The organism is Bradyrhizobium zhengyangense, assembly GCF_022012555.1.
Taxonomy (GTDB): domain Bacteria; phylum Pseudomonadota; class Alphaproteobacteria; order Rhizobiales; family Xanthobacteraceae; genus Bradyrhizobium; species Bradyrhizobium zhengyangense.
In genome coordinates, this window is record NZ_JAKLTZ010000026.1 from 36,786 (window position 1) to 52,620 (window position 15,835).

At 60.9% G+C, this 15,835-nt stretch carries 10 protein-coding genes; 1 reads left to right on the forward strand and 9 read right to left on the reverse strand.

Annotation, left to right across the window (positions count from 1 at the left end; translation table 11 throughout):
• Positions 1 to 134: 134 nt before the first annotated feature.
• From L6639_RS39945 to L6639_RS39975, 7 genes are all read right to left on the reverse strand, one after another.
• A complete protein-coding gene (locus L6639_RS39945; RefSeq protein ID WP_237866997.1) occupies positions 135 to 4,043 on the reverse strand; it encodes an RHS repeat domain-containing protein in 3,909 nt (1,302 codons plus the stop codon).
• Between the two features lie 445 nt (positions 4,044 to 4,488).
• The gene (locus tag L6639_RS39950; RefSeq protein WP_237866998.1) at positions 4,489 to 5,883 is read right to left on the reverse strand and encodes a hypothetical protein; all 1,395 of its coding nucleotides are present in this window, start codon (positions 5,881 to 5,883) and stop codon (positions 4,489 to 4,491) included.
• 62 nt (positions 5,884 to 5,945) lie between these two features.
• Entirely contained in the window at positions 5,946 to 7,181 is a 1,236-nt protein-coding gene (locus tag L6639_RS39955) for a glycosyltransferase family 4 protein (RefSeq protein WP_237866999.1), read from the reverse strand.
• 76 nt (positions 7,182 to 7,257) lie between these two features.
• A complete protein-coding gene (locus L6639_RS39960) occupies positions 7,258 to 8,589 on the reverse strand; it encodes a hypothetical protein (RefSeq protein ID WP_237867000.1) in 1,332 nt (443 codons plus the stop codon).
• A gap of 115 nt (positions 8,590 to 8,704) precedes the next feature.
• Entirely contained in the window at positions 8,705 to 9,868 is a 1,164-nt protein-coding gene (locus L6639_RS39965; RefSeq protein WP_237867001.1) for a glycosyltransferase, read from the reverse strand.
• Between the two features lie 175 nt (positions 9,869 to 10,043).
• Positions 10,044 to 11,180, reverse strand: coding sequence for a glycosyltransferase family 4 protein (locus tag L6639_RS39970; protein ID WP_338076578.1), 1,137 nt, complete (start codon positions 11,178 to 11,180; stop codon positions 10,044 to 10,046).
• 213 nt (positions 11,181 to 11,393) lie between these two features.
• The gene (locus tag L6639_RS39975) at positions 11,394 to 13,010 is read right to left on the reverse strand and encodes an FAD-dependent oxidoreductase (RefSeq protein WP_237867002.1); all 1,617 of its coding nucleotides are present in this window, start codon (positions 13,008 to 13,010) and stop codon (positions 11,394 to 11,396) included.
• Between the two features lie 468 nt (positions 13,011 to 13,478).
• Between L6639_RS39975 and L6639_RS39980 the strand changes: the two genes are divergently transcribed.
• Entirely contained in the window at positions 13,479 to 14,360 is an 882-nt protein-coding gene (locus L6639_RS39980; protein ID WP_237867003.1) for an aldose 1-epimerase family protein, read from the forward strand.
• A gap of 36 nt (positions 14,361 to 14,396) precedes the next feature.
• Here L6639_RS39980 and L6639_RS39985 read toward each other — a convergent pair whose 3' ends face one another.
• Complete coding sequence (locus L6639_RS39985; RefSeq protein ID WP_237867004.1) at positions 14,397 to 14,762, reverse strand: MBL fold metallo-hydrolase; 366 nt, start codon at positions 14,760 to 14,762, stop codon at positions 14,397 to 14,399.
• A gap of 252 nt (positions 14,763 to 15,014) precedes the next feature.
• Complete coding sequence (locus L6639_RS39990) at positions 15,015 to 15,221, reverse strand: hypothetical protein (RefSeq protein WP_237867005.1); 207 nt, start codon at positions 15,219 to 15,221, stop codon at positions 15,015 to 15,017.
• Between the last annotated feature and the right edge of the window lie 614 nt (positions 15,222 to 15,835).

Genomic DNA, 15,835 nt, shown 5'->3' on the forward strand with positions numbered 1-15,835 from the left:
ATGGCGGAAATGCCGCGGGTGCATGGCACGACATCAGGAGATGTGGCTTTCCGGTCGTGCCGTTTCGGAAGGCAGATGCCTGTGCCTTGGTCGTTCGAGTCCGGACCTGCGGCATCGCAGGTCCGGACGATGTCTCAGACGAACATGAAGTCGTGGCTGGTCAAGCTCGCGACATTGATGTTCTTCAGCAGCACCGAATCGTTAGCTGACAGCGTCACCATTGTATCGTGGCCCGATTGCGCGATCTGGAGATGGCTATAGTCGGCAGCCAGCTGTTTTGAGATCTCGACGATGTCGTGGTTGGCGGCATCGCCGGCGTGGAAGTTGACGATCTGGTCCTGGCCGTGGTCGTAGACCACGGTCGTGGAGCCAGGAGCCGTGGAGAACTGGTCGTTGCCGTTACCACCCTGAACCGCCACGCCCGCGACCACGGCGGTGACGTTGTGGGTGCCGTCAGCCTTGGTGTCATCGAAATATTGCAGCGCGTTGGCCGCGTTGTAATGTTCGTGCTGGGTCGTCCCCTGCTGGCCATTGAAGTTGAACAGGAAGACATCCTTCGTGCTGTCGGCGTTGTTCGCGACCTCCTGGGTCTTGTTGCCGGCGCTGTCATAGAGGTCGGTCAGCTTGCTGCCGTCGTTGTTGACCACCTGCGTGTAGTCCAGGGTGCCGTCGGCGTGGGTTCGGGTGATCGAGTCGATGTTGCCGGAAGCATCGAGATGTTGGTGCTGGGTGGTGTAGCTCTGCCCGGTGACGTTGTAGCTCCAATTGTCGGAGGTGTGATCGGCGTTGGTGATGTAAGCCGCCGTCTTCACGCCGCCCGCATAGACGGTTGTGGAGCTGTAGCCGTCAGACTTCTGCACCACCTCGCTCGTGATGATGCCCTTCGCGTCGTACCAGTCCCAGGTCTTGGTGCCGTCGCTGGTCTGCGCCAAGGTGAAGGCCATGCTGTTGTCGGCGTGGGTGCGCGTGATGTTGGTGAGGAACCCGGTGGTATCGTAGCTGTCGTGCTCGGTGGTGTAGTTCTGGCCGACGACGTTGTAGAGGAAGACGTCCTTTGACCCGTTCGCGTGATAGTCGGTCTCGGTCATCTTCACGCCGGTCGCATTGTAGTTGCTGACGACGCTGCTGCCGTCGGCTTTGACGATCTGGCTGTAGTCCAGCGTGCCATCGGCGTGGGTTCGGTCCATCTCGGTGAGCTTGCCGGACGCGTCGAGATGCTGGTGCTGGGTGGTATAGCTCTGGCCGGTGACATTGTAGCTGTAGTTGTCGTGGCTCTGGTCGGCGTTGGTGACATAGGCGGCGGTCTTCACGCCATTGCTATAGACGGTCGTCGAATCAAAGCCGTCGGCCTTCTGGATCACTTCGCTGGTGAGAACGCCTGTGGCGTCGTACCAATCGGTGGTCTTGGTGCCGTCGCTGCTCTGAACCAGCTTGAATGCGTAGCTGCCGTCGGCGTGACGCCGCACCAGCGTGGTGAGGAAGCCGGTCGCGTCGTAGATATCGTGCTCGGTCGTGTAGGCCTGCCCGGTGATATTATAGAGCCAGATGTCCTGGCTGTGGTCAGCGTGCGCGTCGATCTCCTTGGCCTTGTTGCCGGCGGCGTCATAGGTCGTGGTGACGCTGCTGCCATCGGAATTGATGACCTTGGTATAATCCAGCGTTCCATCCGCGTGCTTGCGGGTAATGGCCGTGACCTTGCCGGAGGGGTCGACGTGCTGGATCAGCGTCACGTAGCTCTGCCCGGTGATCCCATAGCTGTAATTGTCCTGGCTGCCGTCCGCGTTCTTCACGTAGGCTTGGGTCTTCACGCCGTTGCTGTAGAGCGTCGTCGAGGTGAAGCCGTTGGCCTTCTGGACCACCTCGCTCGTCAGATTTCCGGTCGCATCGTAGGCGTCGGTGGTCTTGGTGCCGTCGCTGCTTTGGACCAGCTTCAATGCGTAGCTGCCGTCGGTGTGACGGCGCACCAAGGTCGTGAGGAAACCAGTGGTGTCATAGATATCGTGTTCGGTGGTGTAGGCCTGCCCGGTGATATTGTAGGTCCACACATCCTTGCTGTGATCGGCGTGATAGTCGGTTTCGACCTGTTTGACGCCAGTTGAGCTGTAGGTGGTGATGGCACTGCTGCCATCGCTGTTATAGATCTGGGTCGAATCCAGTGAGCCATCCGCATGCGTGCGAGTCACCGAGGTGATCCTGCCCGTCGTATCGACGTGCTGGACCTGGCTGGTGAAGCTCTGTCCCTTGATGTTGTAAGTGTAGTTGTCCTGGCTATGGTCGGCGTTGAGGACATAGGCCGCGGTCTTGACACCAGCGGTGTAGACGGTGGTCGAGTAGTATCCGGTCGATTTCTGGACAATCTCGCTGAGAAGGGTCCCGGCCGTGTTGGAGGTGTCGGTGGTTCTGGTGCCGTCGGTTGCCAGGTGGATGAAGGTGGTCTTGACGCCGCCGGTGTAGCCGATCGCGTCCTTCGAACCGTCGGCATAGTTGATGGTCGTCGAAATCGGCTGGCCGCTGCTGTTCAGGCCGGTGTTCGACGTCGAAACCAGGCTGCCGTTCGCGCTGTAGGTGAGGGTGCTGGTCCAGGTCGGGGCCGAATTCGTGACGGAGAACGAATATCCACCCTGGATCTTGGACAGCGCATTGCCGTAATGCGCGATGATGTAGTCCAGCGTCGCTTTCGAAGCGACCGGCAGGACGTGCGTATCGGTCAGAGTGATCGTTTTCAGTGTGGTCGATGCACTGAAGTCGGAGAGTTGAGGAACGATCTCGGCCGCGGTGCCGGTCACATCAGGCGGAACGCTCGGCGGGCCCGAGGTGCCCGCCGGCGCGTCGATCTCGACGATAAGGGGGTGATCGCTCACCGGGATCGTGATCGTCGAGACATCGGTATAGGTGGCTATCGCCGTGGTGCCGGTCAGCGTGTCGTACACCTTGACGGAATGGTGTACGCCGCCGAGGTTCACGGTGACGGTTTGTGTCGGGTTCGATATCTCGGTATCGGTCGCATCATTCCAGAGCTTGGGCTCGGCCCAGACGACGAGCTCGTAGGCGCCATTGCTCTTGCCCAGCACCATGCTGCTGCCGGAGCTCGGCATGTTGCTCAGCGTGTAGTTCAATGGCTCAGTCGGCTGATGACCGCCCGAGCCGTCATCGGCCAGGATGGTCGTGAGATTGTGGATCGCGGTGGCGGCCAGCTTCGGGGTGCCGTCCGAATGGAACAGGCCGTAGTTGTTTTCGGGGTTGGTGTCGCTGGCGGCCGAATTCCGATCGAACAGTTCGTAGAGATAGGTCGAGCTCACGCCGTCCTTGTAGGCATCGACCAGCGTGTTCAGGATCGATTTCGCCTGCACCGTTTCGTCTACGCCGAGATACTGGGTGTTGGCCTGGGTCGTGTAGCCGGTCTCGGTGATGACCACCGGCTTGCCGGGGGCGGCCGTCTCCACCGCGCTCAGCGTCGCAGCAAGAGAACTGGCAGGGGTCGAGCCGGTGCTGACATAGGCGTGGGCGTTGGCGTAGTCGACCGAACCCGACATGTTGCCGAGCTGGTTGTATCCTTGTGGGTCATTGTATGCGAGCGACAGGTTGTAGACCGGAATGCTCGAAAGGGCGCCATCCGCCTTCACGGCCTGGTAGAGCGCGCTTTGAAATTGAGCAGCCGCGTGGAGGCTCGAGCTGCCATGATAGCTGAAGGGTTGGGCATTCGCCTCGTTCAGGCCCTCGATCGCGCTGATGCTGCCTGGATGACTTGCCAGGAATTTCTCGAGCGAGGTTACGTAATTCTGAAGTCCGGTCGACCCCTGCCCGGGCAGGGCGGACGAAACGATGAAGTCGAATTTGTAGCCTGCCGCCGCCAGACCGTCGACGACGGGTTGGGCGGCCGGATTGGTCGCCATCGCGTCGCGAACGTGGGTGACGCCTAGATATTTCAGGTCGTCGACCATCATTGCGAGATTGTTGTAGTCGGTCCATCCGAAGCCGGCGTGGGCGTTCACGCCGATGGAGTTGATGAAGCCGCTTGCAGAGAGAATGGTCTGATCTGACATTGCACACTCGAGCCTGGAGAGAGCGAACGGAATTGCCCGCAGGATTGATCGCAACTCTCAATTTCGAGTGTGAATTTCAGATAAAGATCGACGCGACAAATATCGTGGGACGCAAGTTCCTTGTGCAGGAACAGATGTCGTATCGACGAAGGCATATCGTGGCGATGTCGACGTAGGATGGCGCGACCGCGGCGCTTTCAAGAATTCGACGGTTTGACCTGCTGAATATCTGCGCACTCTCGCGCGCGACTGGTTACGAGACCAGCAACATCAGTGCGAAGATGCTCTCGAATCAATCTGCGAGTCGCACACCCGCGCGCATGTTGCTGCGCGTATCCGAAAATATACGGAGATGCACAGCTATAGAAATATCCGTAAAGGTTGAATCACCAACTTCGCGCGATGGTTGTAAGGCGGCGTCGGACGTCGGTTACGAGCATGGAACTCACGGTCTGCTGTGTCGCGCCAGCATGAGGAAGTCTCCTCGCCAAGCCACCACCGCGGCCGCAAGTCCTGCAATCAGGACCTTGGCGGCGAGCCAGAGCGGCTGGATCGGCATCGATGCAAGCGATCCGATCAGGATCGCCGCGACAAGAGCTTGGACGATCAGGATGGCGCGGGGAACCGCGCGGTATTGGATCGTCGGACCCAGGGCGAGCAGGATGACGATCATGGTCGCGGCCGAGGCACAGGCGACCGCACCGCGCGGCGATAGTCCCGCCGCGGCCGCGAACGCGGATACGGCTGCCACAAGGATCAGCTGGGCGGTCGCAACGACGAGCAGCCGGACTGAGAGCTTCTCCAGATGAGGGACAAGCGCGACTGTGGACTGCAAGTGGAGGTGCAGGAAATAAAACAACGCCACTACCGGCGCCGTCGCCAGAAAGCCGTCCAGGCTGTCCTGCGCCAGAAGAATATGGGCGGCATCCGGGATGAAGCCGATCAGCCCCCCCAGCAGCACGACGGTGGTGCAGACCATGAATTCGAACATGCGTCGGGCCGAATCGGCTGGCCTTGAGATGCCTCCGCGTTCGAAGTCCTGAACGACCTCGGGATAGCTGATCGTGTGGATCGCGGCGTTGAGAACGCCAAAGGGGCGTTGAAGCAGGTCGAGCGCGATCGAGAATCCGGCGCTGGCGCCCGTCGCCCCGAGACGGCTGATGATAATGAAGCGCAGCAATACGGGCACCGACAGATGGATGACGGAGGCGCCGGCTGCCAGCAGGCCGTAGCGGCAGAATTCGGACCAGTCGCGGAGCATGACCGACAGCGGCGGCCGCTCCAGCTTGGCCCGGTGCGTGATCAGACCTGCGGCGAGGCCCGCCGCCTGGCCGGATGCAACACCGATCAGCGTCGCTTCGGCGGTTCCCCATAATGCCGCCCCTGCCAGGGCGCCGCCGAGAACTGTGGTCGCCCGCAAGGCAAGCAGGCAGGACGCAAGGCCCAGGCGGTCGCACAGGCGGATCGTCAGGAGGTTGAGGTCGGCAAAGCCCTGAAGCACGGCGACGCTCAAGCCGAGGGCGACGACAACAGGCGAGAACCGGCTCATCAACGACGCGCAAGCGCCGATCAAGATCAGTGCGAGCGCGCTCAAGAGGCCCGCGCAGAACAGCGACCATCGCAGCCGCGCCGCCTCGCGGTCGCCGGCCGCGGGGAGGAAACGGAGGCCAGCGAGCTGCAGCCACTCGAACATCAGGACGCAGAGCAATTGGCTCGACGCCAGTGCCAGCGAAAAGCTGGTGTAGTCAGCCGCGCCCAGCAGATGGCTGATCGCGAAGATCAGAACGATCGCCGTTGCGCTCTGATAGATGTAGCCGGCAACGGCAGACAAGCGAGCCATTTGGGACGATTGATCTCAGCTTGGGTCTGCGCGGGAGGTGCGCTCGGGAGCCTGCGGGTTCGTCATGATGCTGCGGCCGCTCTGGCGTAGTTTCGTCGCGGCCGCGTTTCGCGCAATTGCCTGTACAATTTGCGATAGGCAACGATGACGTCGGAGAACATCCATCTATTGTTGTCGCTGGCCAGGCGTTCGCTGATCTCGACGATCTTGTGCGGGTCCGCCGCGATGGCGAGCATGCTGTTGGCAAGAGACGCCGGGTCGGAATCGGTGAGCCAGCCCGTGACGCCGTCCTCGATCGCTTCCGGCATCCCGCCAAAACGCGTCCCGAGCAGCGGCCGGCCCGCCGCCTTGGCATCGGCGACGACGAGCGGGCCGGGATCATGCCAGATCGAGGGCGCGATCACGACGTCGACGGCCTTGTAGAATTCGTCGGGAGAAACAAATCCCATGAACTCGACGCGGGCGTCGGGAGCGATCGCCTTCAGCCTTTGCTGCTCGCTGTCACTGACCCGCCCGGCAATCAGCGTCTTGAAACGTTCGCGTGGGAGCCTGGCCAATGCCCGCATCAGGTTCTCGATGCCCTTTTCTTCGGTCAAGCGTCCGATGAACCCGAAGGTGACCTCGGTGGTGCAGAGAGGACGAAGATATGGAGCGCTCGGCGGGGCCGTCGAGGCGTTGTGGATGACGGTGCGGATCGGCGTGTCCGCAAACAGGCCGAGGTCGGTGTGGATCGACAGGACCCGCTCGCTGACGCCGACCACGGCGCTGAGCCAATGCGTCGCGCGACGGCGGTGATAGGTCAGCAGCGAGCAGCTGGCGCAGGTATGCTCGCAGGCCCGTCCCCGATCGAATCGCGAGCATCGGGGACAGGTGAGATAATAGTCGTGGATCGTGTGCAGCACAGGCACGCCAAGTTGGGCCGCGACCCTCCAGATCGCGGTTGTCAGCCCCGACAAATTGTTGGAGTGCACGACGTCGGGTTTGAAGGCGCGGATCCGCTCCGCGATCATCGGCGCCAGGATCTGCCAGTCCTCGACCGCATGCCACACGCTGCGTAGCGCGGCGTTTTTCGGCTCGTTGAACGGCAGATAAAGGTTCTGCACGGGCGCCGTATGGATATCGATGCCATTGTGTGTTTCGAACCGTCGATCGGGCGACGTTGCGGCACGGACGACTTCCACCTTGTCGCCGGACTCGGCCAGGCCTTCGGCGAAGCGGCGGGCGAAAATCTCGGCGCCGCCTACGACCTTCGGTGCATTTGGGGTCGGATAGAGCGAAGATGTCAAAAGAACTTTCATGGGGCCAATCTCATCGTTGAGAACGCAGAAAACCACTGATCCGGGACCGCTTGGCTGGCGTGCGCGCAGGCATCGCTCACCTTTCCGGCCGGATATCGAAATCGGGAGTCGCAGCCGTATTCGTGCTGACCAGCAGCGGCGTGCTCGACACCGGCATCCACGCGCCTGAAGCGGGCTGCGCCGAAGCGTCGCAAGGCAGGCTGTAAGTCGCGTCCGCCGCGTTGGATCGCAGCCGCACTGCAAAGCGTCGGTTTGGATCGGCGGACCAGATCGCTATTCGTCGGCCGGCCGGCGTCGACGCGATGATCGCGGTGATGCCGCCTGGCAGCTTCTTGTCTTCCGCGCTCGTGCTCGACCGGACAAAGGCCCATGCGTCACGAACCGCGCAGGCGGCTGGCTTCGGAGAATTGTCGAAATGGTACAGGCCGAAATTGTGTTCGAGGTCCGATGGATTCGTTCCACTGTCCTTGAGCTCGTACAGCCAGACACCTTTGAGCCAGGATGAGGCGGTTGAAGCCCAGAGGATGAGCTGGGCCATATTGTCGGCCTGTGCTTGCTCACTGACGCCGCATTTGTTGTTCGCCGTGGGCCAGCCTGCTTCGGTCACATAGATTGGAAACGTCGGATTGCCGCTGGCATCGGTCACCAGGCGATGAAAGGCGCTCAGCCGGTCGACAACCTCCGCCGAGGTGCGCTTGGCTGGTCCCATGCAAAAATTGTAAAGATGGATCGAGACGCCATCGGCATATTGAAGAACGCCCGACTGCAGCATCTGCTCGGTCCAACTCCAGCCGGGATCATCGCCAATCGCGCCGATCACGAAGGGGGCGCCGGGCGCGGCTTGCTTGACCGCGGGCTGTACGATCTTGGCCAGCGCCAGATAGTTGTCGGCTGAGAAGGCCGCGTCCTTCTTCGCCGCAAGATTCCATTCATTCCAGAGTTCGAACACCGGCCGTTGCGGTGCGACTGCGTGTGCTGCAGCCGACGCGTAGGCGGCGAAGCGACGCCGTGCCTCGTCCGTCGTGGGCGGCATGGAGTTCGGCACGAGATGGTGGCCGAAAGCCAGAATGAGGAAGGGGCGGGCAACGGCTGACCTGATTTGGGCGTCCAGCCGGCCGAGTTGCGGAGTAAACCCGATCCGGCCTCCAGGCTGCTCGAAGTCCGACCACGGAAAATCGTCGCGGAACGCGGTGACGCCCAGGTCCTTGATTTGGCCGATATTGATCGGAGGCGTGTAGCCGCGTGAGCTGACCGGGCCACCCAGTCCCTGATGCGTGCCGACACCAAGCAAGAACTTGCTGTCCAGCGGCTGCGCGGTCTGAGAGAGACCGCCTGACGTCGATAGACCTATGGTGACGAGCCAGATGAAGATGTGCCGCGTGGTGCTTCTTAAGGTGCTTTGCATCATTCAGATCGCGCTCACCACGGTCCTCGCTCATGCTGCCAGGGATACTCCCGATGGCGGTCTACTTGTCTCATCCCTTGGGCACGCCGGTCGCGCCAGGGGAGGGTTTCGATTCTGCTCAGGCGTTGCTCGACACGTCCTGCTGGAGTTGCACCTGCTCTTCGGGGCGCCGCCCGTCGCTCTGCAGCACCTCCATGTAGACCTGCCGGAGCTGTCGATGGGTCTTCTGCACGTCGTAATATTGCTTGAAGCGCTCGTAGCCGCGGTGCCCCAACACTTTCAGGTCGAGGTCGAGCGCGCGTCGGAAGCCCTCGACCAGCTCTGCGGCGGTGACCGGCTCGCACAGCACGCCGGTCACGCCATCCACCACGATCTCCGGCAATGCTCCGATCCGAAAAGCCAAGATCGGCTTGGCCGCACGCATCGCTTCCAGCGCGACGAGGCCGAAGGCCTCCCAGCGGGAGGGGATCACGACAAGGTCGGCGGCCTCCAGATGGGTCTCGATTTCGCGGCGATCGAGCCAGCCGAGCAGGGTGACATTGGGAGGCACCGCCGGTCCCTCGAACTTGTTGACGACGGAGGCGCCAACGATGCGAACGTCCACCACATCTTCGAGAAGCCTTGCCGCCTCGATCAGCAAATCAAAGCCCTTCTGCCGATCGAGCCGGCCGATGAACAGGACCTTGGCTTTCTTCGAAGGCCAGATCGCTGCCACGGGCGAGGGCTCCGGACGCCTCATCGAGATGCCGTTGGGCACCAATGTCAGGCGATCGGCCGAAATCCCGGCGCGAACGGCTTCGTTGAACTCGTCCGCAGAGATGCAGATGATTCGATCCGTGGTGCGAGTAAGAAGCCTTTCGGCGGCCTTCGAGACCTGATGGCTCAACCGTCCGGTCTCGCGCGAGAAGGCCCAGCCATGCGGACAATAGATCACGCTGGGGGCCTGAGGCCTTGCCGCGAGCGCAGGCCGGAGAACGAGACCCGCAAATGACGAGTGCAGGTGAACGACATCGGGCCTGAAGCTGTCGATCGCCTGCAAGCTGGCGCGCAGCATGTTGAAGAGACCTGACACGCTGCGGCCCGACCGCTCGAACGTCGTCATCTGGGCGTCATCAATGGCGAGATCGCCGCGGTGATCCGAAGGCACGACATAATGGATATTCTCGGCGCCGAAACTTGCCTCCTGCTGCGGGTGCAGGTCATTCAGGTAGGTCGCGATTCCGCCTCGGATCGTCTCAGCGATGTGCAATAGCTTGATCGGTCGTTGGAGCGAGCCTGACATCGCTGGTCCCTTCGTGAGCATCGGCAGTGGCGCGGACGATCCTCCCAATACGAAGCAACAATTTGACGAGCGTGTGGTGTTGTTGCGCCAAGCGTGCAGCCGTCGTCGTCACGAAGTATCTTTTTCTGCGGACGGAACCAGAAGGATTTACGAGTATTCGATCGGTTTGCGCGTCTCAGTTGATCTGCTGCCGCGCCAGGAATTGCAGAAGTGCGTCGGCAGATCGCTGCCATGAAAACTGTGCGAGTCTAGTCTGTTGCCTGTTTCGTTCGCTCTCCGAGATTGCGCCGGCAGCTAGTCGTGCTTGCATGCAGTCACGCAGAGCATCGGCATCGTTGGCGTCGAAATAGGCAGCCGCGTCGCCGCAGGTCTCCTTGACGGCGTCGGCTGTCGAGGCAATGACCGGACATCCAAACAACATTGCCTCAAGCGGAGGCACGCCGAATCCTTCATAGAGAGAAGGAAATACGAACGCAGACGCGCGCTCATAGAGTGCAGCGATTTCGTTGTCGGTCAGGCGGCCCGCCAGGATGAGATTCGGAGTTGCGTTGCCCAAATTATCCTGAAAAACGCTGCTGTTCTGGCCGCCGACGATGACAAGTGGAACATCCGGTCGGTCCAGCGACTGGATGGCGCGCGTTGCCACGGTGAGGTTCTTGTTTTTCGTCATCGAGCCGATGAAGAGAAAATAGCTGTGGGACCGGACCCCGAGCCGGTCGAGGATGTCATAATCGGGAACCGTGCTTGCAAAGTGCTCCGCGCTATTGGGGAGCACGGGAATCTCGGACGCTGACAGCTTCAGCACGTCAGCAAGCTCTTGACGCGAGAAGTTCGAAACTGTCGCGATGGTTGCGCTACGCGCCAGCAAGCGATCCATTGCGCGATGAACCGTGCGATAGCGCCAGCCGAAGAAGTCCGGGCGACGAAAGACCTGGGCATCGTGAATGACCACGATTTGGTCACGATGCAGCACGGGGCCTGAATTCGCCAAGCTTATCAGGCGTCCGCCCGCGGCCGCGCGCGCCAGATCAACCTGATCCCAGGCGTGTCCGCTCAAGCGCCCGATCTTTCGGACCTTGATTTTCTCGAGATGAAGGACTTCCCGTACATCGGGTGGAATAAGCAGCTGCCATTCGCAATCTTGCAGCCGTGCCGGAAACCGGCCGGACACCAATGCGCGGTCGATGGCTTTGACGATTTCAGCGGCATAGCGCTGAACACCCGTCAGCGCTTGCGAAAGAAAGCGGCCGTTGATGGAGATCTTCAGATTGGTGCTGTTCGCCAGTGAGCTTCTTGAAGTGTGTATCGTCATAATGTCCTAGCTGTGCACGGATCGGGCCAGCCGATGTGCCGCTAGAGAGCAATTGTTAGGCACGAAAATATGACGGAGCGATGTTCCATACGTTCTCGTCCGCTTTGGTACCTGAGGGGGGCCTCTCGTGAACGGCGGATGCGTTGAGTGCCTGTCGACGGAACTGCTCGTGATTGTGCGCCTTTTAACCAGCCCGGTCGGTGCCCGACGTGGTCACGGCCCAAAGATGCCGTCCTCCGGCAGGTCGAGAACAGCGCCGGCCTTCAGGAGCTCGCGCTGCAACCGCGCAACCGGAATGTCCTGCACAGCTACACCGCTCTGCGCCGCGAGCGCTCCGGCAACGCCTGCTGATTGCCCGAGGATCATGTATTGCGGCTCCATGCGCAGCGAGGAATAGGCGACGTGGGAAGCGGACAGGCAGACCGGCACCAGCAGGTTCTGCAATTCGTCCTTGCGAGGCGTCATGACCCGATAGGGGATTTGGTACGGCTGGACGGGGACCTGCATGTCTCCCTCGTTGCGTACCGATCCGTCCGGCATCGCGACGCGCTGTACGTTGTGGGAATCGCTGTTGTACGAGCCCATGCCGATCGAATCCGGCTTGGCGCGGTTTGTCTGCAAGTCCGCCTGTGTCACGACATAGGCGCCAACCATGCGTCGTCCCTCGCGGATGTACAATTCCCTTGGCCAATGGCCGCTATCCGAGAATTCGTCCTTCGGCAGGCCCCATGCATTGAGCTGGCCTTTGAGCGTCGCTGGCACGATGGGATCGTGGGTGAGAAAGTAAAGCAGCCCTTGTGTGTAGCGAAGGTGTTCGGCGCGGATCCGTTGCTTGTCCTGGTAGGAGGCGTCAGGATAGGCGGCGCTATGGCCGACATAGTCGCTCGAGAACGCCCCGTTGTTGTTGAAGTCGGCCTTGTGGTTCGGGAGCCGTACCGGGTACAAGAAATCCCTGAGCGAGGGTTCGCGGCCCATGTGCGATTGAAAATCTTGCAGGTATCGCGCGAGCAACGCGAATTGTGCTGGATCGTAGCCGTCGGGTTTGGGAAACGGCAAACGATTTGCCGGATCATCGGTCAGGATAAGTCGATAATTATAGGCCTGGACGTTCTTGTCGCCGCTTCCGGCCGTCGGCAGCGGGCCGGCTGAGATTTCCGGATAGGGCTGATGGTCGTTGCGATAGGCAAGTATCGGCCAGCGAAACTGATGCTGCGGCGTGATCGTGCGTACGCCGGCGAGCGTCTCGCCGTAAGTCTGCGCGCTTTCCCGGCCCCAAGTGTATGTTACGCCTGATTGCGCCAGGAGATCTCCTTCGTAGCTGCAGTCCACAAAGACCTTGGCGCGCCATTCGTGGCCGTCCTCGCTCGTCACGGAAACGATCTTGCGATTTTCGACGGTCACGCCGTGATGTTCGCGCAGCCGAGCGCCGAAGACGACTTCAACTCCCGCTTCACCGAGCATCGCGCCGAAGGTGTCCTCGGAGACATGCGGCTCCGAGAGCCAATCCGTTATGCGGTCGAGGCTAGAGCGGCCGTAATGCTCGGCGACGCGCTGATAAAACAGCTTCGCGTATCCGCCGATCACCTCGGGATTGCCGAGGTCGGTGGCGGAAAGCCCTCCCGTGACCATGCCTCCGAGATGATGGCCGGGCTCGAGAAGCACGACTTGCGCCCCCTGGCGTGCGGCCGAATAGGCGGTCATGACGCCGGCAGCTGTGCCGCCGTAAACGAGGACGTCCTTGTTGACAGGAGACTGCGCGTTTGCCGGGCTAACAATAAGCGACAGTATCAGGCAGACCAGCAGGCCAGATGTTCGGCAATTGATTGACATCGATATCACGCTTCCGCGGGCTGGAGATGGCCCTTCCTTTTTACCTGCGACTTCCGATGAATGGCGTAGCAACGGAGTTTGATCGATTGGCGTCGGAACGGCGTCGAGAGATTGACGTTTGTAGCTGCGAAGTGCTGATCTCGCCGCAAGTCTTACACCGGGCTGAATGATGAGGCTTGCCGCGCGCAAGCTACTGATCAGGCAGTGGCGACTCGAACATGCGCGTCACTTCAATGCTGCTTCAACATCATCTATCCTTGTCTCGCGAATTGATCTTGCCAATTGAATCGGCGCGCCGCGCTTTTGCGTTGCCATGTCGATGCTTGCTGGACCACGTTGGCTCGACCTGTTACCAGATCGGTTCACGAATAGGGTCGTGAGTCATTTTCGGACCTGGTCAGTGCCTTGGGAAAACAAAAAGGTCCGTGGGATCTTCGTCGTGAGATCAAATCCGCTGGAGGCTTGGGCATGAGCGACACGTACACGATCAGAAGCGGCTCCCTCGCTGCGACCATCAAAGCACAGGGCGCCGAGATGTGCTCGCTCAGGCACGAGGACGGTGTCGAATTTGTGTGGCAGGCCGAGCCGGTCTGGCCGCGCCACGCGCCGTTGCTGTTTCCGATCGTCGGGCGTCTCGCCAATGACGAATTGCGGCACCGGGGCAAGACATACCGGATGACTCAGCACGGCTTTGCGCGCGACAGCCGATTTGCATGGGGGGCACGTGAAGAGAACAGGTGCACGCTGGTGCTTGAAGACAGCGAGACGACACGGGAGCGCTATCCGTTCGCGTTCCGGCTGACCGCGGCCTATGCGCTCGATGATGCCGGTCTCGATCTCACGCTCGCGGTCGAGAACACCGGCAACGAGACTCTGCCGGTGTCGCTCGGTGGCCATCCCGCTTTCAACTGGCCGCTTCAGCCTGGCGTGCCGAAGGAAAGCTATGCGCTGACATTCACGCAGAAGGAGCCGTCTCCGATTTGCCGCGTCGAAGGCGGGCTCCTGCTCCCGGCTGCGGATCCCAGCCCGGTCCAGGGCACTGTGCTCCCTCTGTCGGAAGCCCTGTTCACCAACGACGCCGTCATCCTCAATCCCGTCAATAGCGCTGCGGTCCGCTATGCGGCCGGGCAGGGCATCGGCCCCTGGCTCAAAATTTCATGGCGCGGCTTTCGCGAGCTCGGAATCTGGTCGAAGCCGCCGGGGGCGCCGTTCGTTTGCATCGAGCCCTGGCGCGGTTATGCGAGCCCCGTCGGCTTCGACGGCGAGTTCACCGACAAGCCGGGCCTGATGAACATTGCGCCCGGTGCAGAGGAGCAAGCGTCGTTCCGGATCGAGGTCGGCACGTCCTGAGCTGTCTTACCTCGATGCGCGTGAGGTCTTCGCCGATCACGACGGGACCCGAATAGTCTTGCCGGGCATCCGCGAGCAGCGCGTCCAGCATGGCATCATCGGTGTGGGGACGGTGATGGTCAGCGCCAGCTTCTTGACGCCGGCCTTGGCTGCGACCTCGCCAACCGTGTCACCGCAGGCGATCGTGTATTTCGCCAACTTGCGGAAATGCTCGTTGTTGATCTCAGGCGTGGCCAGAAAGCAGACCTGTACGAGCAAGTCGGCGCCCTCGGCCAGTCGCTCGAGGCCGGGGCAGGGGACGGTATCGCCTGAAATGGCAATGACGTTGCCTTCCGCTTCGAAGCGATAGCCGAGGCACATCCAGCGCGCGAAACGCCGGTGACATGTCGAGCCCGTCGCCATGCGAAACCACGGCGCTGATCTTCCAGCGGCCGGTGTCGAGGACGGGGCCGGGAATGATGTCGGTCGCAACCACTGGCTGTCGGCTCGCCCTGATCGCGCCAGGCGATATCCTTGTCGTAGACCTGCAACACTCGAGCACAAAAGAACCAGGCCGCCGATTGTTGCTGGGTGAGGGCTTGCTGCTCCGCTATCGCGTTCTCAAAAGCGCCGGAGCCAGTTCGTTCCGCTGCTTACAAGCAAAAGCGCACGGCGCTAGGAGTTTCGGAAACGGCGATAGCGCTGCTGACGTTCTTCCTGCTCTTGCAGGCGCTCATTTCCGAGAATGAGCGGGACCAGTTCGTCCTTGACGACACGCTCCATCAGCAGTCGAACTAGCTTTGTGCGTGATATCCCACGATGTTTAGCGGCTTGTTGGAGATACTCAATTTCCAAAGGTATCACGATGTTCTTAATTGTCATCTGATGGCTTCCTGTCCCGATCCTTTTTCTATCTGAGTCGTCTCAAACTTTGTTGAGAATTGGTTCCGCGCGCGGCTTTCTCGTCAAACGTGAGGCGATTAGTGGCCTTTCAGACAAGAAGAATTAGACCGAATTAAATGAAGCCTGCCGCTCGGCACCAAACGGATGGCACAAATAGTGCTGTGAAAATAATATCGTAGTGGCCATCAAGATGATGGCGAGTTGTTCTTGGGCAACACGAACGTAAAAGCTGACGATCCGCAACTCCATCTGCCCGTATAAACACGGATGATGCAGTTGCGAACCTTGTTGGTTGGCCTACGGGTAGCAGCTTTAGCCCGTCGAGGTGCGTCGCTTCGCCCTTCCCGGCGCACCCCCGAACGACGCCTTCTGCAACTGGCTCAAGCGATGGCTCTGGTACTTTGCGAGAACTGGTTTGGGAAGACTGGCAAGGCGTCTTTATGGTACGCATACGACGAAGACCGCCTGATTGACGGATGCGCGCGGGCACGACGGGGTCTATGATGGCGTTGGGTGAAGGTCAGGCGGCTTGCTGATCGGTTGGCTTATCGGCTTGGCGCAGGAGCTTCCATTCCCAGGGCAGCAGTTCGTGC